The sequence below is a fragment of the Amycolatopsis sp. NPDC005003 genome (assembly GCF_053600695.1).
In genome coordinates this window covers 203,874-224,326 of record NZ_JBSGAI010000013.1, presented here as the reverse complement: position 1 = coordinate 224,326, position 20,453 = coordinate 203,874, and the positions used below count along the sequence as shown (strand labels likewise).

The following is a 20,453-nucleotide window of genomic DNA, read 5'->3' as shown; positions in this document are numbered from 1 at the left end:
TCCGGTATTAGACCTCGTTTCCAAGGCTTATCCCAGAGTGCAGGGCAGATTACCCACGTGTTACTCACCCGTTCGCCACTCATCCACACCCGAAGATGCTTCAGCGTTCGACTTGCATGTGTTAAGCACGCCGCCAGCGTTCGTCCTGAGCCAGGATCAAACTCTCCAACAATGAACAGTTTAATCGAGGCAATTTTCTTGCTCTCAAAGGAAACCCCGACGAGGGGGTTTCATATAAGCTCTACTGGCTTAGTTCACTAGCACACTGTTGAGTTCTCAAGCAACACACCCCGAACTTGCCGCGATCAAGCGGCTCGCTCGAAGCGAGTCATTCCTAGCAGTTTTTGGTGGGACACCCACTCAATCGCTGTCCGCGAGAGCTTGGTTCGTGTCCCGGTGGCCACCCGGTTTCCCTGGCGACTTGGAGAACTTTACACCCCCGGAAGAGGCCCGAAACAGGGGGGGTACCTTAACCGCGTTCCCGCAGGTCAGGCCCCTGTTTCGGGCCGCCGGGGCCGGTCAGCCGCCGAGCGCGACGCCGGCGACGTTCCGCTTGCCCTTGCGAACGACGAGCCACTTGCCGTGGAGGGCGTCCTCGCGGGACGGCTTCCACTCCTCGTCGACGACCTTCACGTTGTTCACGTACGCGCCGCCCTCCTTGAGGGTGCGGCGCGCGGCGCCCTTGCTGTCCACCAGTCCCCCGGCGAGCAGCAGGTCGACGATCGTCGGCTCGCCGGACGGGTCCACCTTGCCGTTCGGCACCTCGGCCATCGCCGCGTCGAGGGTGCGTTCGTCCAGGTCGCCGAGCTCGCCGCGGCCGAACAGCGCCTGGCTGGCGTTGATGACCTGCCGGGTCTGCTCTTCGCCGTGGACGAGCGTGGTGAACTCCTCGGCCAGCCGCTTCTGCGCGGCCCGCAGGTGGGGACGCTGTTCGGTGTCCTCCGCCAGCGCGGCGATCTCCTCCTGGTCGAGGAAGGTGAACATCCGCAGGTAGCGGACGACATCGGCGTCACCCACATTGACGAAGTACTGGTACCAGGCGTACGGCGAGGTCATCTCCGGGTCGAGCCAGAGATTCCCGCCGCCCGTCGACTTGCCGAACTTGCGGCCTTCCGCGTCGGTGACCAGCGGCGCGGTCAGCGCGTGCACACTCGCGCCGTCGGTCCGCCGGATCAGGTCGACGCCGCCGATGAGGTTGCCCCACTGGTCGGACCCGCCGACCTGCAGCTTGCAGCCGTACTGGCGGTGCAGCTGCAGGTAGTCCTGCGACTGCAGGAGCAGGTAGCTGAACTCGGTGTACGACATGCCGTCGCCCTCGAGCCGGCGCTTCACCGTCTCCCGGTTGAGCATGACGTTGATCGAGAAGTGCTTCCCGACGTCGCGCAGGAACTCCAGCGCGGTCTGCTGCCCGGTCCAGTTCAGGTTGTTCTCGACGATCGCGCCGGTCGGCGAATCGTCGAAGTCGACGAACCGTTCGAGCTGGCCGCGGATGCGCCCGGCCCACTCGGCGACGACGTCGAGGGTGTTCAGCGTGCGCTCCCCGGTGTCACGCGGGTCGCCGATCATCCCGGTCGCGCCGCCGGCCAGCACGATCGGCCGGTGCCCGGCGCGCTGGAACCGCTTGAGCATGAGCAGCGGGACCAGGTTGCCGGCGTGCAGGCTGGGCGCGGTCGGGTCGAAGCCGCAATAGAGCGTCACGGGACCCTGGTCGAGCTCGCGCCGGAGGGCGTCGATGTCGGTGGACTGCGCGATCAGGCCGCGCCAGGACAGCTCGTCGAGGATGTGTTCGCTCACGCCTGTAGATCCTCCCGCACCAGGTCAACCGACTAGCTGGCGGGTCGGACCCGCCGCTTGCCGCCCCGGCGGTAGGTGGACACGGCGGGTGACGCACCGTCCCAGAACCGCCACGGCGTGTCCATCGCCATCGCGACGCCGACGCGCGGGCCACTGCGGATCCGCTCGGCCGGCACCCGCTCGCCCACGTACAGCCGGACCGGCGACGCCGGGTCGGTCAGGTCGACGCCGTTCTCGTCGCGGTCGATGCGCAGCACCGACGTCAGGATCGCCGGGCCCTTGGCGAGTTCGCCGGTTCCCCGCGCGTTCGGCCGCCGTTTGCGGACGACGTCGAGGCCGGTGACGACCTCGCCCGCCCGCAGCAGCACCGCGCCGGCGACGCCGTCGGTCGAGCCGACGATGTTCGCGCAAAAGTGCATCCCGTAGACGAAGTAGACGTACAGGTGGCCGGCCGGGCCCCACATGACCGCGTTGCGCGGGGTCTGCCCGCGGTAGCAGTGCGACGCCGGGTCGTCCTCGCCCCGGTAGGCCTCGACCTCGACCAGCCGGACGCCGACGGTGCCGTCGGGCCCGTCGGCCTCCAGGACCGAGCCGAGCAGCAGGTGGGCCAGGTCGACCGGGTCGAGGGCGAGTTCGTCGCGGGTGAACAACCGGTCTGCGTCGCCGCTCAAACGGATTCCTCTCCTCGGCTGCCTGGCCCGGTCACCCTAACCCTTGAGCGGTCGCTCAAACTTCTCTACAGTCGTTTTGAGCAGTCGCTCAAAACGAGGGGAGACCAGGGATGCGACCGAAAGCGCTGTACATCGAGACTGTGATCCGCACTGATCTCGACACGCTCTGGCGGCACACCCAGGACCCGGACCTGCACCGGCGGTGGGACCTGCGCTTCGCCGAGATCGCGCCGATCGAGGGGCACGACGGGCACTTCCTCTACGCGTCGCGGTTCCTCGGAGTGACGGTCACCGGCGTCGGGGTGAGCGCGGCGTCGCGCACCTGGCCCGGCGGCTCGCACACCTCGGTGCTGCGGTTCGCCTCCGCCGACCCGCTGTCGCTGATCAGCGCGGGCGCCGGGTTCTGGCGCTACACGCCGGTCGGCGACGGCGTCCGGTTCGTCACCGGCTTCGACTACGGCACCCGCTGGGGACGCTTCGGGCGCGCGGCAGACCGGGTGTTCCGCCCGCTGTTCGGCTGGATGACGGCCTGGTCTTTCGACCGGCTCCGGATCTGGCTCGAGACCGGGGTGCCACCCGAGGAACAGCTCTTGACCGGGCCCTCGGCCGCCCGCTGCGTCCGGACGCGGCCTCGCGACCGGGTGCCGGCCGGAGCGTCGTCGTGACCGGCGTCTTCGAGCGCACGCTGGGCGCGGACTTCGCGAAGCTGCACCCTCGGATGCGGGAACGGCTCGCGCTGTCGGGCGCGCGCGGGATGATCGGCCACGGCGTGATGGACCGGATCTGGCGCGGTCCCGGTTTCACCGTGCCGTTCCTGTGGCTCGGGTCGGCGCGGCACATCCTGTTCCCCGAACACGGCCGCAACGTGCCGTTCACCATCGAGAACTACCCGTACGTGGACGGCCGAGGCCGCGAAACGGTGTCCTTCGTGCGGACCTTCGAGCTCCCGGAGCGGCGCCGGCGGTTCGACGCCCAGATGGTGCACAGCGCCGGGCGCGGGCTCGTCGACTACCTGGGGACGCACCAGCACCTGGCGGTCGACCTCGCGATGTCGGTCCGGCCGGACGGCGGGTTCCGGATCCGCTCCGGCGAGTTCCGGGTCCGGGAGGGGCCGCTGCGGACGCGTCTGCCGCGCGGCCTGACCGGGACCGCCACCGTCGACGAGTGGTTCGACGACGAACTCGGGGAATTCCGGATCGTGGTGGCGGTGGTCCACCCGCGCTTCGGGCCGGTGTTCGGCTACCGGGGCGGCTTCCGCGCCCGGTACGTCGATATCGGCGGAGGGGTGAGCGGGGCGGTGAAGCCACTCCGTGAGAAGGTCATGGACTGATGGGCACCAGCCGGAACTCCAGTTCGCAGGACACGAAGCAGCGGCTCGTGGACGGCGTGCTGGAGGTCGTCCGGCAGCAGGGCATCACCGCCGTCTCCGCCCGGTCGGTTGCCAGTGCCGCGGGCGCGAACCAGGCGCTCGTCTTCTACCACTTCGGCAGCGTCGAAGAGCTCGTCGCGCAGGCGTGCGTCTCCGCGACGGAGGCCCGCGTCGCGCTCTACCGGGACCGGTTCGCCGCCGTGGCCACGGTCGGCGAGCTGCTGGCGCTCGGGCGGGAGATCCGGACCGCGGAACGCGCGGAAGGCAACCTGGCCCTCCTCGCCCAGACCCTCGCCGGGGCGCAGGGCAGCGAACGGCTCGCCGAAGCGACCCGGGAAGGCCTGGACAAGTGGATCACCGAGGTCCGGTCGGCGCTCGAACGCGTGCTCACCGGGTCGCCGCTGGCCGAGCTCGCGGATCCCGACGGCCTGGCCCACGCCGTGTCCACCGGTTTCCTCGGGCTGACGCTGTTCGACACAGTCGATCCCGACGGCGCCGAGCAGGCCGTCGCCGCGCTGGAGCAGCTGGCCGTGCTCGTCGACGTCCTGGACGGGCTCGGCCCGGTGGCCACGCGGGCCGTCCGGGCCAAGCTCCGGAAGTCCCTCAGTTGAGCCACTGACGGGCCGCGGTGACGCGCTCTTCCAGCCGCGCTCGCTGCTCGGCCACGCGCACCGGGGCCGTGCCGCCGCGGGCGTCGCGGGAGTTCACCGAGCCTTCGACGGTGAGGACCTCCCGCACCGCCGGCGTGAGCGCGGGGTTGATCTTCTCGAACTCCTCGTCGGTCAGCTCGTCCAGGCCGACGCCGCGGGACTCGGCGACGCGGACGCTCTCGCCCGCCGCTTCGTGCGCGACGCGGAACGGGACGCCCTGGCGGACCAGCCACTCGGCGATGTCGGTGGCCAGGGTGAAGCCGGCCGGGGCCAGCTCGGCGAGCCGGTCGGTGTGGAAAGTGAGCGTGGCGAGCATCCCCGCGATCGCCGGGAACAGGAGCTCGAGCTGCTCGACCGAGTCGAACACCGGCTCCTTGTCCTCCTGCAGGTCGCGGTTGTAGGCCAGCGGCTGCGCCTTGAGGGTGGCCAGCAGGCCGGTGAGGTTGCCGATCAGCCGGCCCGCCTTGCCGCGCGTCAGCTCCGCGACGTCCGGGTTCTTCTTCTGCGGCATGATCGAGCTGCCGGTGGCCCAGGCGTCGTCCAGCGTCACGTAGCCGAACTCGGCGGTGTTCCAGATGATCACCTCCTCGGCGATCCGCGACAGGTTCACCGCGAGCATCGCCACGGCGAAGGCGAACTCGGCGACGAAGTCCCGCGAGGCGGTGCCGTCGATGGAGTTCTCGACGCTGGTCGCGAAGCCCAGCTCCTCGGCGACGGCCTCGGGGTCGAGGCCCAGCGACGAGCCGGCGAGCGCGCCCGAGCCGTACGGTGACTCGGCCGTGCGGGCGTCCCAGTCCTGCAGGCGCGAGACGTCGCGCAGCAGCGCCTGGCCGTGGGCCATCAGGTGGTGGGCCAGCAGCACCGGCTGGGCGTGCTGCAGGTGCGTGCGGCCGGGCAGGATCGCGTCCGGGTGCCGTTTGGCCTGCGAAACCAGCGCGTCGACGACCTCCAGGGTGCCGGCGACGACCCGGCGGGCGGCATCGCGCAGCCACATCCGGAAGAGCGTGGCCACCTGGTCGTTGCGCGAGCGGCCGGCGCGCAGCTTGCCGCCGAGCTCGGTGCCCGCGCGCTCGAGCAGGCCGCGTTCGAGAGCCGTGTGCACGTCCTCGTCGGCGATCGTCGGGGTGAACGCGCCCGACGCGACGTCCTGGGCGAGCGTGTCCAGCGCGGTCAGCATGCCGGCGAGCTCGTCTTCGGTGAGCAGGCCCGCCTTGCGCAGCACGCGAGCGTGCGCGCGGGACCCGGCGATGTCGTAGGGCGCCAGGCGCCAGTCGAAGTGCGTCGACGCGCTCAGCGCGGCCATGGCCTCCGCCGGACCGCTGGCGAACCGGCCGCCCCACAGCTGCACCGGCTGCTCGTTCCCGCTCACTGTTCTCGCTTCTCCTCGGTGTTCGTTCGGGTGTTCAGGCGACCGTGATCCGGCCGTCGTACAGGACCAGCCGGACTTCGCCCGAAACGGTGTCGGTCAGCCTGGCGCATCCGCGGCCGGTCCGCCGTTCGAGCGCGGCACACGCTTCGCCGCGGCCGATCCGCTGCGCCTCGCCGCGCGCGCTCAGCATCCGGCGGGCTTCGGCGACGGAAACGGTCTCGCCGTCGATCGCCACCGGGATCCCGCCGTCGAAGGTGATCACGACCTCGTCCGGCGCGAGGAACTCCCCCTCGGCCGGAAAGATGTCGATCATGGTGATCCTTCGTCCGCCGATCGCTGGGCGAGGGCGGCGAAGCGTTCGGCCAGGTCCTTGCCCGTCAGCGGTTCCCGCGCGATCACGGCGACGGTGTCGTCGCCGGCGATCGAGCCGACGACTTCTTCGAGCGCCGCCCGGTCGATGGCGCTGGCCAGGAACTGCGCCGCGCCCGGTGGCGTCCGCAGCACCATCAGGTTGCCGGACGAGTCCGCCGACACCATCAGCTCCGCGAGCAGCCGGGAGAGCCGCGACGTGCCGCCCTGCACCCCGCGGACCGGACTGCCGTCTTCGGGGATCACGTACACCGGCGCGCCCGAGTCCGGCCCGCGCAGCTTGACCGCGCCCAGCTCGTCGAGGTCGCGCGACAGCGTCGCCTGGGTGACCTCGATGCCTTCGGCGGCCAGCAGCTTGGCCAGCTCGGTCTGGCTGCGGATGGTCATGGTGGACACCAGTTCGGTGATCCGCGCCTGCCTGCCCACCCGGCTGCCGGTCATCGTCGGCTCTCCTCGAACAGCCAGACCAACAGCGCCTTCTGGGCGTGCAGGCGGTTCTCGGCCTCGTCCCAGACCGCGCTGGCCGGGCCGTCGATCACCTCGTCGGTGATCTCCCAGCCGCGGTGCGCGGGCAGGCAGTGCAGCACGATCGCGTCGTCCGCTGCCTTCTTCAGCAGCTCGGTGTTGACCTGCAGGGCGCGGAACGGGCCCACGCGGTCGAGCCCGTCGTTCTCCTGCCCCATCGACGTCCACGTGTCGGTGACCAGGACGTCCGCGCCGTCGACCGCCGCGTACGGGTCGGTGTAGACGGTGGCGGTGCCGCCGGTCTCGCTCGCGCGCTTCTTCGCGTCCAGCATCACGCCCTGGTCGGGCTGGAAGCCGACCGGCGAGACGACCCGGACGTGCATCCCGGCGGTGACGCCGCCGAGCAGCAGCGAGTGCGCCATGTTGTTGGCACCGTCGCCGAGGTAGACGAGGGTGAGGCCCTCGAGCTTCCCCTTGCGCTCACGGATCGTCATCAGGTCGGTGAGCACCTGGCACGGGTGGAACTCGTCGGTGAGCGCGTTGATCACCGGGATCGACGCGGCCGACGCCATCGTCTCGATGCGCTTCTGCGCGAAGGTGCGCCACACGATCCCGTCGACGTACCGCGAGAGGACCCGCGAAGTGTCCTCGATCGTTTCTTCGCGGCCGAGCTGCATCGAACGGCCGTCGACGATCACCGGGTGGCCGCCGAGCTGGCTGATACCGACCTCGAACGAGAACCGGGTCCGCGTCGAGTTCTTCTCGAAGATCGCCGTGATGGACTTGCCGGCCAGGGTCTTGTTGCCCAGCGGGTCGGCCTTGAGCGCGTCGGCGAGGTCGAGGATGGCCTTCTGCTCGGCCGGACTGACGTCGTCGTCGCGGAGGAAATGGCGCAGCATCAGTCGGAGTCCTTCGTGGTGGAGTCGAGCACGTTCGGGAGTGCGGCGAGGAAGCCTTCGGCCTGGTCGCCGTCGAGGACGAGCGGGGGCGCGAGCCGGACGGCGTCCGGCGCGACCGGGTTGACGAGGTAGCCCGCGGCCTGGGCGGCCTGGGCGACCGCCGCCGAAACGGGCTGCTTCAGGGCGATGCCGAGCAGCAGCCCGGCGCCGCGCACGCCGGCGACGAGGGGATGCCCCAGCGCCTCGACGCCCGCCGCGATGTCCTTGCCCAGCGAAGCGACGTGGTCGAGGAGCCCGCCGGCGGCGATGGTCTTCAGCACCGCCAGGCCGGCCGCGCAGCAGACCGGGTTGCCACCGAAGGTGGTGCCGTGCTGGCCGGGCTTGAGCAGATCGCCCGCCGCGCCGACGCCGATCACCGCGCCCAGCGGCAGCCCGCCGCCGAGGCCCTTCGCCAGCGTGATGACGTCCGGCACGATCCCGGCCTGCTGGTAGCCGAACCAGGTGCCGAGCCTGCCGAGGCCGGTCTGCACCTCGTCGAGGACCAGCAGCGTGCCGGTGGCCTTGGTGATTTCGCGGGCGGCCTGCAGGTAGCCGTCCGGCGCCGGGATGACGCCGGCCTCGCCGAGCACCGGCTCCAGGAAGACGGCCGCGGTGTCGGTGTCGACGGCGGCCTTGAGCGCCTCGACGTCCCCGAACGGCACGTGCTCCACGCCGGGCACCAGCGGTTTGAAGGCGTCGCGCTTGGCGGGCTGGCCGGTGAGCGTCAGCGCGCCCATGGTCCGGCCGTGGAACGCGCCTTCGGCGGCGACCACCTTGGTGCGCCCGGTCAGCCGGCTGATCTTCAGCGCGGCTTCGTTGGCCTCGGCGCCGGAGTTGACGAACAGCACCTTGCCGTGGCCGGTGAGGCCGGCGACGTCGAGCAGCGCCTCGGCGAGCTCGACGGCCACCGGGTTGACATACAGGTTGGAGGTGTGGCCGAGCCGCTTGATCTGCTCGGTGACGGCTTCGACGACGGCCGGGTGCGCGTGGCCGAGCGCGTTGACGGCGATGCCGCCGACCAGGTCGACGTACTCCTTGCCGTCGGCGTCCCACACCTTCGCGCCCTCGCCGCGCACCAGCGTCAGCTTGGGGGTGCCGTAGTTGTCCATCAGGGCGGACTGCCAGTGCGCCTGGCCGTCCACATTGGACTTGAGGTCGGTCACGGGAGCTCCGTTTCGGGGAAGACCATGGTGCCGATGCCGCGCGAGGTGAAGACCTCCAGCAGCACCGAATGGGCGAGGCGGCCGTCGATCACGTGCGCCCGGCGCACGCCGCCGCGGATGGCGCGCACGCACGCCTCCATCTTCGGGATCATGCCGCTGGCCAGTTCGGGCAGCATGGTCTCGAGGCGGTCGACGCGGATGCGGTCGATCAGCGACGACCGGTCGGGCCAGTTCGCGTACAGGCCTTCGACATCGGTGAGCACGACGAGCTTTTCGGCGCCCAGCGCGGCCGCCAGCGCACCCGCGGCCGTGTCGGCGTTGACGTTGTGCACGACGCCCTCGACGTCCGGGGCGACCGTCGACACGACCGGGATGCGCCCGGCGTTGACGATGTCGAGCACCGCGTCCGGGTTGACCTCGGCGACCTCGCCGACGAGCCCGATGTCGACCTGTTCACCGTCCACAGTGGCCTGTTTGCGCTCGGCGGTGAACAACCGGGCGTCCTCGCCGGAGATGCCGACCGCGTACGGCCCGTGGGCGTTGATCAGCCCGACGAGCTCACGGCTGACCTGGCCGGTGAGCACCATCCGCACGATGTCCATCGTCTCCGGCGTGGTGACCCGCAGGCCGCCCTTGAACTCGCCTTCGACGCCGAGCCGCTTGAGCATCGCGGTGATCTGCGGGCCGCCGCCGTGCACGACGACCGGGCGCAGGCCGGCCAGCCGGAGGAACACCATGTCCTCGGCGAAGGCCGCCTTCAGCTGGTCGTCGATCATCGCGTTGCCGCCGTACTTCACCACCACGGTGGCCCCGTGGAACCGCTGCAGCCAAGGCAGCGCTTCGATGAGCACCCCGGCCTTTTCGGCCGCCGTCGCGAGTCGCTCGTCCGCGGAAATCAGAGCCTCCTGGTTCATGAGGAGTACGCGCTGTTCTCTTCGACGTAACCGTGCGAAAGGTCGGTGGTGTAAATGGTCGCCGTGCCGGTGCCGAGGCCGAGATCGACGACGATTTCGACGGCCCGGCCAGTGAGGTCCGCTTCGGACCGGTCGGCGGCCGGCACCCCCTGGGCGAACAGGGTGACGCCGTTGATCGCGATCGACACGGCCTCCGGGTCGATGCGGGCAGGCACCCGGCCGAGCGCCATGGCGATCCGGCCCCAGTTCGGGTCGGAGCCGAACAGCGCCGTCTTGACCAGGTTGTCCTCGGCGATCGTGCGGGCGACCGCGATCGCGTCGGCCTCGGTGGCCGCGCCCCGCACGGTGACGTCGACGTCCTTGGTCGCGCCCTCGGAGTCCGCGCGCAGCTGGAGCACCAGGTCGTGGCTGACCGCGGTGAGCAGCTCGGTGAGCTCCGCTTCGGTGGGCTCGATCCCGCTCGCGCCGGACGCCAGGACCAGGACGGTGTCGTTGGTGGACGTGCCGCCGTCGACGTCGAGCCGGTCGAAGGTGACGTGGGTCGCCGCGCGCAGGGCACGGTCGAGGGTCTCCTTGTCGACCACGGCGTCGGTGGTGAGGACCGAGAGCATGGTGGCGAGGTTCGGCGCGAGCATGCCCGCGCCCTTGGCGAAGCCGCCGACGCTCCAGCCGCTGTCGTGCTTCGCGAAGGACTGCTTAGGCTTGGTGTCGGTGGTCATCACGCCCTTGGCGGCGTTGAGGCTCGCTTCGGCACCCGTGTCGAGGGCCTTGAACGCGGCGTCCACTCCGGACAGGACCGCGTCCATCGGCAGCCGTTCGCCGATCAGGCCGGTGGAGCAGACGGCGACCTCGATCGCGCCCGCCTGCAGGACCTCGGCGACCTTCTCGGCCGTGGCGTGGGTGTCCTGGAAGCCGCCGGGCCCGGTGGCCGCGTTGGCACCACCCGAGTTGAGGACGACGGCCCTCAGCCGCTGCTGCTTGAGCACCTCCTGCGACCACAGCACCGGCGCGGCCTTGATCACGTTGCGGGTGAACACCCCCGCGGCGACGCCGAGCGGGCCGTCGTTGACGACCAGGGTGAGGTCGAGCGCGCCGGAGGCCTTGATCCCGGCGGCGACGCCGGCGGCGCGGAAGCCCTGGGGGCCGGTGACGGTCACGGTGCCACTCCTACGGTGGGAAGCCCGGTGGTTTCCGGGAGGCCGAGGGCCAGGTTCATCGACTGGACGGCACCGCCGGCGGTGCCTTTGGTGAGGTTGTCGATCGCGGCGACGACGACCAGGCGCTTCGCGTCGGCGTCCACCGCGACCTGCAGCTGGGTGTTGTTCGAGCCGAGCGTCGCCGAGGTCGTCGGCCAGGCGCCCGCGGGCAGCAGCTGGACGAACGGCTCCGCGTCGTAGGCCTTCTCGTACGCCGCACGGGCGGCGGCCTCGTCCACATCGCCCTTCAGCGGAGCGCTCGCCGTGGTGAGGATGCCGCGGGGCATCGGCGCGAGCACCGGGGTGAAGGACACGGTGACCCGCTCCCCCGCGACGGCCGAGAGGTTCTGCGCGAACTCGGGGGTGTGGCGGTGCGCGCCGCCGACGCCGTACGCGCTCGCCGAGCCCATCACCTCGGAGCCGAGCAGGTTCGGCTTGAGGCTCTTGCCGGCCCCGGAAGTCCCGGTGACCGCGACGATCGTGACGTCGGGCTCGATCAAGCCGGCCGCGAACGCGGGCACCAGGGCCAGCGAGCCGCCGGTCGGGAAGCAGCCGGGCACGGCGATGCGCTTGGTGCCGGCGAGCTTCTCGCGGGCGCCGGGCAGCTCGGGCAGGCCGTACGGCCACTGGCCGGCGTGGTCGCCGCCGTACCAGCGCTGCCAGTCGCCGGCGTCGGCCAGGCGGTGGTCGGCGCCGAGGTCGACCACCAGGACGTCCGGACCGAGCTGCGACGCGATCGCCGCGGAGTGCCCGTGGGGCAGCGCGAGGAAGACGACGTCGTGACCGGCGAGGGTCTCCGGCGTCGTCTCCGCCAGGACGCGGTCGGCGAGCGGGGCGAGGTGGGGCTGGTGGACGACGAGCTTCGTGCCCGCGCTGCTGGCGGCCGTGAGCGCGCCGATCTCGACCTCGGGATGGGTCAGGAGCAGGCGCAGCAGCTCACCACCCGCGTACCCGCTGGCTCCGGCCACCGCGATGTTCACCGTCATACGCATGATTATGCACGCCCTTGCAAGTCTAAACAAACCCGGAGTGGTGGCCGCCACCTTGGGATGCTGGGCGCATGACGGACACCCCGGCCCGGTTGCTCGGCCTGCTTTCCCTGCTCCAGACACCCCGGGAGTGGCCGGGCAGCGAACTGGCCGACCGCCTGGGCGTCAGCCCGCGCACCATCCGCCGCGACATCGAACGGCTGCGCGACCTGGGCTACCCGGTCGAGGCCAGCCGCGGGGTGGCGGGCGGCTACCGGCTGGTCGCCGGCACCGCGATGCCCCCGCTGGTGCTCGACGACGAGGAAGCCGTCGCGATCGCGGTCGGGCTGCGCACCGCGGCCGGCCAGACGGTCGACGGCATCGAGGAGGCGTCCGTGCGGGCGCTGGCCAAGCTGGAGCAGGTCCTGCCGGCCCGGCTGCGCCGCCGGGTGGGCACGATCGGCACGGCGACGGTCGCCGTGCCGGCCACCGGGCCCGTCGTCGACCCGGCACAGCTGACGGTGTTCGCCGGGGCGATCGCCAACCACGAGACCGTCCGGTTCCGCTACCGCGCCCACGACGGGGCCGAGACCCGGCGCCGAGCCGAGCCGCTGCGGCTGGTCGCCGCCGGACGCCGCTGGTACCTGGTGGCGTACGACCTCGACCGGGCGGACTGGCGCGTGTTCCGCGTCGACCGCGTCCGCGACGCCCAGGCCACCGGCGGCCGGGTGGTGCCGCGCGAGCCGCCGGCCACGGACCTGGCGGCCTACGTCATCGACCGGTTCTACGACCTGGCGCCGTCGTACCGGGCGGTGGCCGTGCTCGCGGAGCCGGCGTCGCAGATCGCGCCCCGCCTCGGCCAGGCGCTGGGCGAGCTGACCGATCTGGGCGACGGCCGCTGCCGGTGGCGGAGCCACACCGACACGGTGGACTGGCTCGCGTTCCGGCTGCTCGGGCTGGGGTGCGCGTTCACGGTCGAGGAACCGCCGGAACTGATCGAACACCTGCAGGCGCTGGCCACGCGCGCAGCCGTGGCGGCCGGGGTGGCCTTGCCGGACCGCGCCGACAGCTCGCTTCGGGGTTAGCAGCCGGAAACCGAGGTTTCCGGCTCGGGCGCAGGCGACGCGACCCCGCTGCCGAACCAACGGCCCGGAACCACGGGTCGTCCGGCTGTCCGCCCAAGCCGCGCGGCAAGACTTCGAGCCCACCCGATGCTTCCCGCACCGCCGCCGGGCTCGGGGCGCACCAGAGTGCGCCACCTTTGGTGACATGTCCACTAGACCCTCCTGGCTGGTCGGTGAGCTGACCCAGGCGTTCGGCGGCAGGCCGGCCCGTCGGGGACCGGCCTGCCGCCGAACGGTCAGCTCGGCTCACCTCCGTCCGGGTCCGTGCGCCTGCTCGGCGGCACGGGGAGGTAGCAGCCCGGGTGCTCCGGGTCGCAGCCCACGCGCGGCAGCCGGGCGCGGATGCCGCCGGGGGTGCGCTCGAAGTACGCCGCGATCTGCGCGACGCTCTCCCCCGCGATCCACCGGTTCTCCAGCTCCGCGTCCGCCCCCTCGCTCCACGGGCGGCCCTGCTGGGCAGGACGGCCCGCGGATCTTCGCCGCGACCCGCGGCCCTCGCCGGTCGCGGACAGCAATCCGTCCGTGACGAGCTCCGCCACCGTGGCCGCCACCGCGACGTCCAGGTCGAGGCTGCCCTCGGCGACCGGTTCGCCGCCGGGGCCACCGGCTTCCAGGGTGATCATCACCCGGGGTGTGGGTTCGGCGCGGTCGACGTCCGTCCTGGTCGAGACCACGATCTGATAGGTGTTGTCCGCTGCCCGGACCTCGGTCCGGCGCTCTTGGATGATCGACATGCCACGAAGCTAGCGCGCACCCCCGACAATTTCGGCCACGCGCTGCTCACGGCCCACTCCGCTCCGAAATTGTCGGACCCCTCGCCTAACGTCTCCACCGGCCACGAACCGTCACGAGGAGGCGACGATGGGACACCGGCGGACAAGACGCTGCCCCGGTCCGGAAGAACCGGACCGGGGCAGCGGGATGCGGCGGTTGCGCTCAGAAGTGCAGCAGCTGGGCCAGCGTGCTCTGCTTCTCCTGGGCGGCCTTCGCGGAGTTGTCCGACTTCTGCGCCGCGGCGCCGTCGGGCACCGGCGGCGGCACCGGGCTGCACTGCACGTCCGAGTGGTTGCCGGGCCGGCGCTTCGGCAGCGTGCCGGTGGCCAGGTAGTCGGCGATCTTGTCGTCCACGCAGGACACCCCGGACAGCGAGCCGGCGTGCGTCGTCCCGCCCGGCGCGCTGATCAGGCTCGAGTTCGGGAACCGCTTCCGCACCTCGAGGCTGCCGGCGTACGGCGTGGCGGCGTCGAGCTCTTCACTGATGAGCAGCGCGCCGGCCACCTTGCTGCCGTCGATGTTCACCGGCTTGCCCGCCTTCGCCGGCCAGTACACGCAGGGCGCGTTGAACCAGGCGTTGCCCCAGGTCTCGAACGGGGCCTTGAAGTAGGTCAGCCAGTTGTCGATCCGCCACCGGTTCCAGTCGGTCGGCCACTGCACGTCGGTGCACTGCACGCCCAGGTAGACGGCGAACCCGTTGTCCTCGCCCGGCGGGTTCGAGCTGTCGTAGAGCTCTTTCAGGGTCTGCCAGTCGCCCTTGTGCACGTAGCCGTCGAAGGCCTTGGCCATGTCGACCCAGCCGAAGACGTAGTAACCGGCCTGCAGGAAGACGTCGGTCCACTCGTCGCCGCCGATCACCCCGCCCGCCGGGCTCTTGGCGAGCTTGCGCTGCGTGTCGTACCAGAGCTTCTCGACGGCGTCGCCGGTCTTGCCGAGGTGGTAGACGTCGTCGTACTTCGCGAGCCAGTCGAAGTAGATCTTGATGTTCTTGTCGAAGGCGACGTCCTGGTCGAGGTTGGCCTGGTACCAGACCTTCCGCGGGTCGACGTTGCCGTCCAGCACCATCCGGCGGACGTTCTTCGGGTACAGCGTGCTGTACACCTGGCCGAGGTAGGTGCCGTAGGAGAAGCCGTAGTAGTTGATCTGCTTCTCACCGAGGGCCTTGCGCAGGCTGTCCATGTCCTGAGCGACATCGGTCGTCTTGATGTGGTTCAGGATCTCGCCGTTCTTGCGGCACGCGTCGGCGTACCCCTTCGAGCGGGCCAGCCAGGTCTTCTCCAGCTGCACGGTGGTCGGCACGTAGGCCGGCCGGTTGTAGCTGAAGTAGTTCCCGTCGCAGCTGATGGCGGGCTTGCTGGACCCGACGCCCCGCGGGTCGAAGCCGATCCAGTCGTAGTTGTCCCCGGCGTGGTTCGGCACGTACTTGCCGAGCACCGACAGGCCGAGGCCGGAGCCACCAGGGCCGCCCGGGTTCACCAGCATGATGCCCTGGGACTGCGCGGTCTTGTGCTTGATCCGCGACACCGCGACGGAGACCTTCGCCCCGCCCGGCTTCGCGTAGTCCATCGGCACTTCGAGGAACCCGCACTCGGCGCCGTTGGCCTTGAGGCTCGCCGACGCGCAGGGCCCCCAGGCGATCGGCGCGGGGGTGAACTGCACCCCGGGCTCCGCCGAGGCGGCGGGCGCGGCGGCCATCAGCCCGGCCGCGAGCCCCGCGGCGGCGATGGCGGCAACGATTCTTTTCACAGTCGTCCTTTTCGTCCGCATTCGACAGCGTTCGCCAGATTTCGACGAAACTACCGGCAACCTCGGACAATCTCGCTGACCGACGCGGCTTCCGCCATCCGTCTTTCGTCGGTATCTGCGGCGACCGCGCGGCGCCGGAACTGTCGGTGGCCGGCAGTACGCTGCGGACCGCCGGAGCCCGACAGGAGGACCGATGAGCGCGGACGAAAGGCTGGTCGCGGCGATCCGCGCCGGGCTGGCGGAGCTGGCCGACCCGGCGAAGGCGCCGGCGATGCAGGCGTACATGAAGTCGGCCATGCCGTTCCGCGGAGTGGCGAAACCCGAGCGCAGCGTGCTCCTCAAGCGGGTGCTGGCCGACCACACATTGCCCGATCGGGTGACATTTTCCGGAACTGTCCTGGAGTTGTGGCGGGCGGCCGAATTCCGCGAGGAGCGCTACGCGGCGATCGATCTTTCCGGGTACCGGGCCTACCGGCGCTGGCAGGATCCGGACCTGGTCCCGGTGTACGAGGAGATGATCGTCGACGGCGCTTGGTGGGACGTCGTGGACGAGGTGGCCATCCGGCGGATCGGCCCGATCCTCCGTGCGCACCGCGCCGAGCTGACCCCGAAGCTCCTGGCCTGGGCCCACGACCCCGACCTCTGGCGCCGCCGGACGGCGATCATCTGCCAGGTGGGGGCCAAGGAGGACACCGACACGGACTTGCTGACCCGCGCGATCGAGCCCGCGATCGCCGAGCCGGAGTTCTTCCTGCGCAAAGGGATCGGCTGGGCCCTGCGGGACTACGCGAAGACGGCGCCGGACTGGGTGCGGTGCTTCGTGGACGACCACCCGGGGTTGTCCGGATTGTCGAGGCGGGAGGCGCTCAAGCACATCGCGTGAGGTGCGGTGGCAGCGCGCCCGGGGGCTTTGGGGGCCGGGGGCCGGGGGCCGGGGGCCGGGGGCCGGGGGCCGGGGGCCGGGGGCCGGGGGCCGGGACGATCGTGTACCCAGGCGCGGCTTGTGCGCCCGAAGGGTCGGCTCCCGTACCTGAATGGTCGGCTCGCGTACCTGGACGGTCGGCTCGCGTGTCTGGAGGGGCTTCTCGCGTGGCCGGAGGGGCATCTTGCGTGTCTGGAGAGGCATCTCGCGTGGCTGGAGAGGCATCTCGCGTGTCTGGAGGGGCATCACCCCGGAGTTGGCGGGGTTGGGTTGCGGGCGGTGCGGGCCAGCATCGCCCGCTCGAGGCGGAGGCGGGCCGGCCCCTCCTGCTCTGGCGAGCGGGAGGGGCCGGGTGACCGTCAGGGCGGGTGAGGTCAGGCTCGGAGGGTGGCGCCGAAGCGCTCGCCTGCTGCTGCCACCGCCGCGTCGCGGGCCTTGGTGGCCTCGTCGACCGTCAAGGTCCGGTCCGGAGCGCGGAACCGCAGCTTGTACGCCAGCGATCGCTTGCCTTCGCCGACCTGCTCGCCCGCGTACACGTCGAACAGGGTGATGTCCTCCAGCAGCTCGCCCGCGCCCTCGCGCAGCACCGACGCCAGGTCCGCCGACGGGACCTCCGCCGCCGCGACCAGGGCCACGTCCAGCAGCACCGGCGGGTAGCCCGACACGCTCGGCGCCGGGCGGGCATCGGGCAGCGGGATCGCGTCCAGGTCCAGCTCCATCGCCACCGTGCGCGGCGGCAGGCCGAGGGCTTCGACCACCTTCGGGTGCAGCTCACCCGCGTGGCCGACCGGCCAGTCGCCGACCCGGAGCTGGGCGCAGCGGCCCGGGTGCCACGGCGGGAGGTCGGCCGCCTGGACCGTCAGCTCGACGCCGGCCGCCTCCGCGACCGTGCGGGCCGCCTGGACCGCGTCGGCCCAGTTCGCCTGCTCGCCGGAGCCCCACCAGCCCGCGCGGTGCCGGTTGCCGGCGAGGACCACGGCCACGTGCAGCGGCTGCTGGGGCACCGCCGCCTCCAGCAGGGCCAGTTCCTCGTCCGACGGCCGCCGGTCGACGCCGAGGTCGGGGACCTTCAGCGGGTTCGGGGCGGGGAGCAGCACCTGGCCGATGTGGTACAGCGACACGTCCTTCATCCCGCGCGACACGTTGCGCTGCAAGGTGTCCAGCAGGCCTGGCAGCAACGTCGTCGCCAGGCGGTTGCGGTCGGCCTCCAGGGGGTTGCGGACCACCACCGCGTTGCGGCGGACGTCGTCTTCGGGCAGGCCGAAAGCGTCCCACACCGCGTCGCCGACGAACGGGAACGGGCGCACCTCGACGTACCCGGCCTCGGCCAGCGCCCGGGAGACACTCCGGACCCGCCGCTGGCTGTCGGTCAGCCCGCGGCCGGCCGGGGCCGCCGGGAGCGTCGACGGGATGCTGTCGTAGCCCTCGAGCCGCAGCACCTCTTCGACGAGGTCGGCCGGCTGGCGCAGGTCGCCGCGCCAGCTCGGGGGGATCGCCGTGACCAGGCCCGTGCCGTCGTCGCCCGTGCCGACCGACACCTTGCAGCCGATCTGGGTGAGCCGGCGGACCGTGACGCCGCGCTGGTAGTTCACGCCCGCGACCTTGTCGGGCAGGTTGATCGGCATCACGACCGGCGGGTTCGGCTCGACCGTGCCCTCGTCGGTGCGGCCGGGTTGGATGGCGGCGTCGCCGTACTGGCGCAGCAGGCGCGCGGCCAGCTCGACCGCCGCCGCGCACAGCTGCGGGTCGGTGAACCGCTCGAAGCGCTTGGCGGCCTCGGAGAACAGCTTGTGCCGGCGCGCCGTGCGGCTGATCGCCGCCGGGTTCCAGTGCGCCGCCTCGAGCAGCACGTCGGTGCTTTCCGGCGTGATCTCGGTGCTGGCGCCGCCCATCGTGCCGGCGAGCGAAATGACGCCGCTGTCGTCGGCGATGACCACGTCGTCCGGGTCGAGCGTGCGCTCCACGTCGTCCAAAGTGGTCAGCTTCTCGCCCGGCTTCGCCCGGCGCACCACCAGATCACCCTGGATGGCCTTGGTGGCGAACGCGTGCAGCGGGTGCCCGAGCTCGAGCATCACGTAGTTCGTGACGTCGACGGCCAGCGAAATCGACCGGATGCCGGCCAGCATCAGCCGCCGGCGCATCCGCCACGGGGTCGGCGCGGTCGCGTCCAGGCCGGTGACCCGGCGCAGCACGAACCGCGGGCAGCCTTCCGGGTCCTCGACGCGCACCGGCCAGGCGTCGCCCTCGGCCGCCGGGACCTCCAGCAGCGCCGGGTCGCCGAAGGGCACGTCGAGCGCGTTCGACAGCTCGCGCGCGAGCCCGCGGATCGACAGCGCGTACCCGCGGTCCGGGGTCGGGGCGAGCTCGATCACCGAGTCGTCGAGGCCGAGCAGCTCGCTCGCGTCGTCGCCCGGGCTCGCGGTGCCCGGGGGCAGCACGAGGATGCCGGTGTGGTCGTCGCCGAGGCCGAGCTCGCGCGCCGAGCAGATCATGCCGTCGCTGATCCGGCCGTAGGTCTTGCGGGCGGCGATTTCGAAGTCGCCCGGCAGGACCGCGCCCGGCAGCGCGACGACGACCAGGTCGCCCTCGACGAAGTTGCGCGCGCCGCAGATGATGCCGCGGGTCTTGATGCCGTGCGGGCCCTCGTCGAACTCGCCGGCTTCGTCGTCGTCCTCGTCTTCTTCGTCGTCGAGGTCTTCGTCGAGCTCCTCGGCTTCGTCGGCGGGCTCACCGACGTCGACACGGCAGAACCGCACCGGCTTCTTGAACTCGGTGAGCTCCTCGATCTCGGCCACCCGGCCGACGACCAGCGGGCCGGTCACGGGGCCGAGCTCACGCAGGTCGTCGACCTCGATGCCGATCCGGACGAACGCGTCGGCCAGGTCCTGCGGGGTGACCTCCTCGTTGAGATCGAGGTGTTCGGTCAGCCAGCTGACTGGAACTCGCACTACGCCTCCGTTCCGAAGGGAAGGGTGAAGCGGACGTCGCCCTCCACCATGTCGCGCATGTCCGGGATCCCGTTGCGGAACTGCAGGGTGCGCTCGATGCCCATGCCGAAGGCGAACCCGGAGTACACCTCCGGGTCGACGCCGCAGGCGCGCAGCACGTTCGGGTTGACCATGCCGCAGCCGCCCCACTCGACCCAGCCGGGGCCGCCCTTCTTCTCCTCGAACCAGACGTCCACCTCCGCGGACGGCTCGGTGAAGGGGAAGAAGTGCGGGCGCAGCCGCGTCTTCGAGTTTTCGCCGAACATCGCGCGGGCGAAGGCGTCCAGCGTGCCCTTGAGGTGGGCCATGGTGATGCCCTTGTCCACCGCGAGGCCCTCGACCTGGGTGAACACCGGGGTGTGCGTCGAGTCGAGCTCGTCGGTGCGGTACGTCCGGCCGGGGCAGACGACGTACACCGGCAGGTCGCGGTGCAGCAGCGTGCGCGCCTGGACCGGCGAGGTGTGCGTGCGCAGCACCAGGCCGGAGTCCTCTTCGCCGACGTAGAACGTGTCCTGCAGCTGGCGGGCCGGGTGGTCCTTGCCGAAGTTCAGCGCGTCGAAGTTGAACCACTCGGCTTCGAGCTCGGGCCCCTCCGCGACTTCGTAGCCCATCGCGACGAAGGCGTCCGCGACGCGCTCGGAGATGGTGCTGATCGGGTGCCGGGCGCCGCGCGGCACCCGGTCCCACGGCAGGGTGACGTCGACGGCTTCTTCGCGCAGCACGCGCTCGTCGCGCTCGGCCTGGAGCTCGGCGCGGCGGGCGTCGAAGGCCGCCTGGATCGCCTGGCGGGCCTCGTTGACGCGCTTGCCGGCCTCGGCCTTCTCCTGCTTGGGCAGGGCGCCGATCCCGCGGCGGGCCAGGCCCACCGGGGACTGGTCACCGAGGTGGGCCGGCTTGACCTCGGCCAGCCCGTCGAGCCCGGTCGCGGCGGCGAACGCCGCTTCGGCGGCCTTGACCGCCTCCTGCAGCGTCTCGGGGGCGAGCACCGCGCCCTGTGCTTCCTTCTCCGTGGCTCCGGACATAACTCCTCGGCG

Annotated in this window: 19 protein-coding genes and 1 rRNA gene; 5 read left to right on the top strand and 15 right to left on the bottom strand. The window is 71.5% G+C overall.

The annotated features are described in order from the left end of the window. The 3 genes from ACWED2_RS18005 to ACWED2_RS17995 all read right to left on the bottom strand — a co-directional run. A 16S ribosomal RNA gene (locus tag ACWED2_RS18005) occupies nt 1–172 on the bottom strand; the annotation flags it as partial. A 347-nt stretch (nt 173–519) separates the two neighbouring features. Then, on the bottom strand, nt 520–1,794 hold the full coding sequence (tyrS, locus tag ACWED2_RS18000; RefSeq protein ID WP_449691599.1) for a tyrosine--tRNA ligase: 1,275 nt from the start codon (nt 1,792–1,794) through the stop codon (nt 520–522). 32 nt (nt 1,795–1,826) lie between these two features. Further along, a complete protein-coding gene (locus ACWED2_RS17995) occupies nt 1,827–2,465 on the bottom strand; it encodes a DNA-3-methyladenine glycosylase (protein ID WP_449691598.1) in 639 nt (212 codons plus the stop codon). A gap of 110 nt (nt 2,466–2,575) precedes the next feature. Here ACWED2_RS17995 and ACWED2_RS17990 point away from each other — a divergent pair, with 110 nt between their 5' ends. The 3 genes from ACWED2_RS17990 to ACWED2_RS17980 are packed head-to-tail and all read left to right on the top strand — an operon-like array spanning nt 2,576 to nt 4,445. After that, nucleotides 2,576–3,130 carry a hypothetical protein gene (locus ACWED2_RS17990; protein WP_449691597.1) on the top strand — a complete coding sequence of 185 codons (555 nt, stop codon included), beginning with the start codon at nt 2,576–2,578 and terminating at the stop codon, nt 3,128–3,130. Next, nucleotides 3,127–3,795 (top strand): DUF4166 domain-containing protein, encoded by a 669-nt coding sequence (locus tag ACWED2_RS17985; RefSeq protein ID WP_449691596.1) that lies wholly within the window; start codon nt 3,127–3,129, stop codon nt 3,793–3,795. The genes ACWED2_RS17990 and ACWED2_RS17985 overlap by 4 nt, the downstream gene beginning before the upstream one ends. Then, complete coding sequence (locus tag ACWED2_RS17980) at nt 3,795–4,445, top strand: TetR/AcrR family transcriptional regulator (protein ID WP_449691595.1); 651 nt, start codon at nt 3,795–3,797, stop codon at nt 4,443–4,445. The genes ACWED2_RS17985 and ACWED2_RS17980 overlap by 1 nt, the downstream gene beginning before the upstream one ends. Here ACWED2_RS17980 and argH read toward each other — a convergent pair. The 8 genes from argH to argC are packed head-to-tail and all read right to left on the bottom strand — an operon-like array spanning nt 4,438 to nt 11,884. Further along, nucleotides 4,438–5,853, bottom strand: coding sequence for an argininosuccinate lyase (gene argH / locus ACWED2_RS17975; RefSeq protein WP_449691594.1), 1,416 nt, complete (start codon nt 5,851–5,853; stop codon nt 4,438–4,440). The two genes, ACWED2_RS17980 and argH, sit on opposite strands and share 8 nt — an antisense overlap. 34 nt (nt 5,854–5,887) lie before the next feature. Then, nucleotides 5,888–6,166 carry an argininosuccinate synthase gene (locus ACWED2_RS17970; protein WP_449691593.1) on the bottom strand — a complete coding sequence of 93 codons (279 nt, stop codon included), beginning with the start codon at nt 6,164–6,166 and terminating at the stop codon, nt 5,888–5,890. After that, nucleotides 6,163–6,663, bottom strand: a complete 501-nt coding sequence (locus tag ACWED2_RS17965) for an arginine repressor (RefSeq protein WP_449691592.1) — start codon at nt 6,661–6,663, stop codon at nt 6,163–6,165. Before ACWED2_RS17965 ends, ACWED2_RS17970 begins: the two co-directional genes overlap by 4 nt. Next, nucleotides 6,660–7,586, bottom strand: a complete 927-nt coding sequence (argF, locus tag ACWED2_RS17960) for an ornithine carbamoyltransferase (RefSeq protein WP_449691591.1) — start codon at nt 7,584–7,586, stop codon at nt 6,660–6,662. Before argF ends, ACWED2_RS17965 begins: the two co-directional genes overlap by 4 nt. Further along, nucleotides 7,586–8,788 carry an acetylornithine transaminase gene (locus tag ACWED2_RS17955; protein WP_449691590.1) on the bottom strand — a complete coding sequence of 401 codons (1,203 nt, stop codon included), beginning with the start codon at nt 8,786–8,788 and terminating at the stop codon, nt 7,586–7,588. The genes argF and ACWED2_RS17955 overlap by 1 nt, the downstream gene beginning before the upstream one ends. Continuing rightward, entirely contained in the window at nt 8,785–9,702 is a 918-nt protein-coding gene (argB, locus tag ACWED2_RS17950) for an acetylglutamate kinase (RefSeq protein WP_449691589.1), read from the bottom strand. The genes ACWED2_RS17955 and argB overlap by 4 nt, the downstream gene beginning before the upstream one ends. Continuing rightward, entirely contained in the window at nt 9,699–10,859 is a 1,161-nt protein-coding gene (argJ, locus tag ACWED2_RS17945; protein WP_449691588.1) for a bifunctional glutamate N-acetyltransferase/amino-acid acetyltransferase ArgJ, read from the bottom strand. Before argJ ends, argB begins: the two co-directional genes overlap by 4 nt. Next, complete coding sequence (gene argC / locus ACWED2_RS17940; protein WP_449691587.1) at nt 10,856–11,884, bottom strand: N-acetyl-gamma-glutamyl-phosphate reductase; 1,029 nt, start codon at nt 11,882–11,884, stop codon at nt 10,856–10,858. The genes argJ and argC overlap by 4 nt, the downstream gene beginning before the upstream one ends. A gap of 74 nt (nt 11,885–11,958) precedes the next feature. Between argC and ACWED2_RS17935 the strand changes: the two genes are divergently transcribed. After that, nucleotides 11,959–12,951 (top strand): helix-turn-helix transcriptional regulator, encoded by a 993-nt coding sequence (locus ACWED2_RS17935; RefSeq protein ID WP_449691586.1) that lies wholly within the window; start codon nt 11,959–11,961, stop codon nt 12,949–12,951. 275 nt (nt 12,952–13,226) lie between these two features. Here the strand turns inward: ACWED2_RS17935 and ACWED2_RS17930 are convergent, their stop codons facing one another. Continuing rightward, on the bottom strand, nt 13,227–13,724 hold the full coding sequence (locus ACWED2_RS17930; protein ID WP_449691585.1) for a helix-turn-helix domain containing protein: 498 nt from the start codon (nt 13,722–13,724) through the stop codon (nt 13,227–13,229). Nucleotides 13,725–13,926: 202 nt separating this feature from the next. After that, nucleotides 13,927–15,510, bottom strand: a complete 1,584-nt coding sequence (locus ACWED2_RS17925) for an alpha/beta hydrolase (RefSeq protein ID WP_449691584.1) — start codon at nt 15,508–15,510, stop codon at nt 13,927–13,929. A 193-nt stretch (nt 15,511–15,703) separates the two neighbouring features. Between ACWED2_RS17925 and ACWED2_RS17920 the strand changes: the two genes are divergently transcribed. Further along, the gene (locus ACWED2_RS17920; protein ID WP_449691583.1) at nt 15,704–16,393 is read left to right on the top strand and encodes a DNA alkylation repair protein; all 690 of its coding nucleotides are present in this window, start codon (nt 15,704–15,706) and stop codon (nt 16,391–16,393) included. A gap of 413 nt (nt 16,394–16,806) precedes the next feature. Here the strand turns inward: ACWED2_RS17920 and pheT are convergent, their stop codons facing one another. Both pheT and pheS read right to left on the bottom strand, forming a co-directional pair. Continuing rightward, entirely contained in the window at nt 16,807–19,380 is a 2,574-nt protein-coding gene (gene pheT / locus ACWED2_RS17915) for a phenylalanine--tRNA ligase subunit beta (protein ID WP_449691582.1), read from the bottom strand. After that, a complete protein-coding gene (gene pheS, locus ACWED2_RS17910; RefSeq protein ID WP_449691581.1) occupies nt 19,380–20,441 on the bottom strand; it encodes a phenylalanine--tRNA ligase subunit alpha in 1,062 nt (353 codons plus the stop codon). The genes pheT and pheS overlap by 1 nt, the downstream gene beginning before the upstream one ends. Between the last annotated feature and the right edge of the window lie 12 nt (nt 20,442–20,453).

Excerpts from the sequence above, each read along its gene's own strand:
- ACWED2_RS17990 (WP_449691597.1), top strand. The coding sequence starts at position 2,576 with ATGCGACCGAAAGCGCTGTACATCGAGACTGTGATCCGCACTGATCTC.
- ACWED2_RS17980 (WP_449691595.1), top strand. The coding sequence starts at position 3,795 with ATGGGCACCAGCCGGAACTCCAGTTCGCAGGACACGAAGCAGCGGCTC.
- ACWED2_RS17970 (WP_449691593.1), bottom strand. The coding sequence starts at position 6,166 with ATGATCGACATCTTTCCGGCCGAGGGGGAGTTCCTCGCGCCGGACGAG.
- ACWED2_RS17965 (WP_449691592.1), bottom strand. The coding sequence starts at position 6,663 with ATGACCGGCAGCCGGGTGGGCAGGCAGGCGCGGATCACCGAACTGGTG.
- argF (WP_449691591.1), bottom strand. The coding sequence starts at position 7,586 with ATGCTGCGCCATTTCCTCCGCGACGACGACGTCAGTCCGGCCGAGCAG.
- argB (WP_449691589.1), bottom strand. The coding sequence starts at position 9,702 with ATGAACCAGGAGGCTCTGATTTCCGCGGACGAGCGACTCGCGACGGCG.
- argC (WP_449691587.1), bottom strand. The coding sequence starts at position 11,884 with ATGACGGTGAACATCGCGGTGGCCGGAGCCAGCGGGTACGCGGGTGGT.
- ACWED2_RS17935 (WP_449691586.1), top strand. The coding sequence starts at position 11,959 with ATGACGGACACCCCGGCCCGGTTGCTCGGCCTGCTTTCCCTGCTCCAG.
- ACWED2_RS17930 (WP_449691585.1), bottom strand. The coding sequence starts at position 13,724 with ATGTCGATCATCCAAGAGCGCCGGACCGAGGTCCGGGCAGCGGACAAC.
- ACWED2_RS17920 (WP_449691583.1), top strand. The coding sequence starts at position 15,704 with ATGAGCGCGGACGAAAGGCTGGTCGCGGCGATCCGCGCCGGGCTGGCG.
- pheS (WP_449691581.1), bottom strand. The coding sequence starts at position 20,441 with ATGTCCGGAGCCACGGAGAAGGAAGCACAGGGCGCGGTGCTCGCCCCC.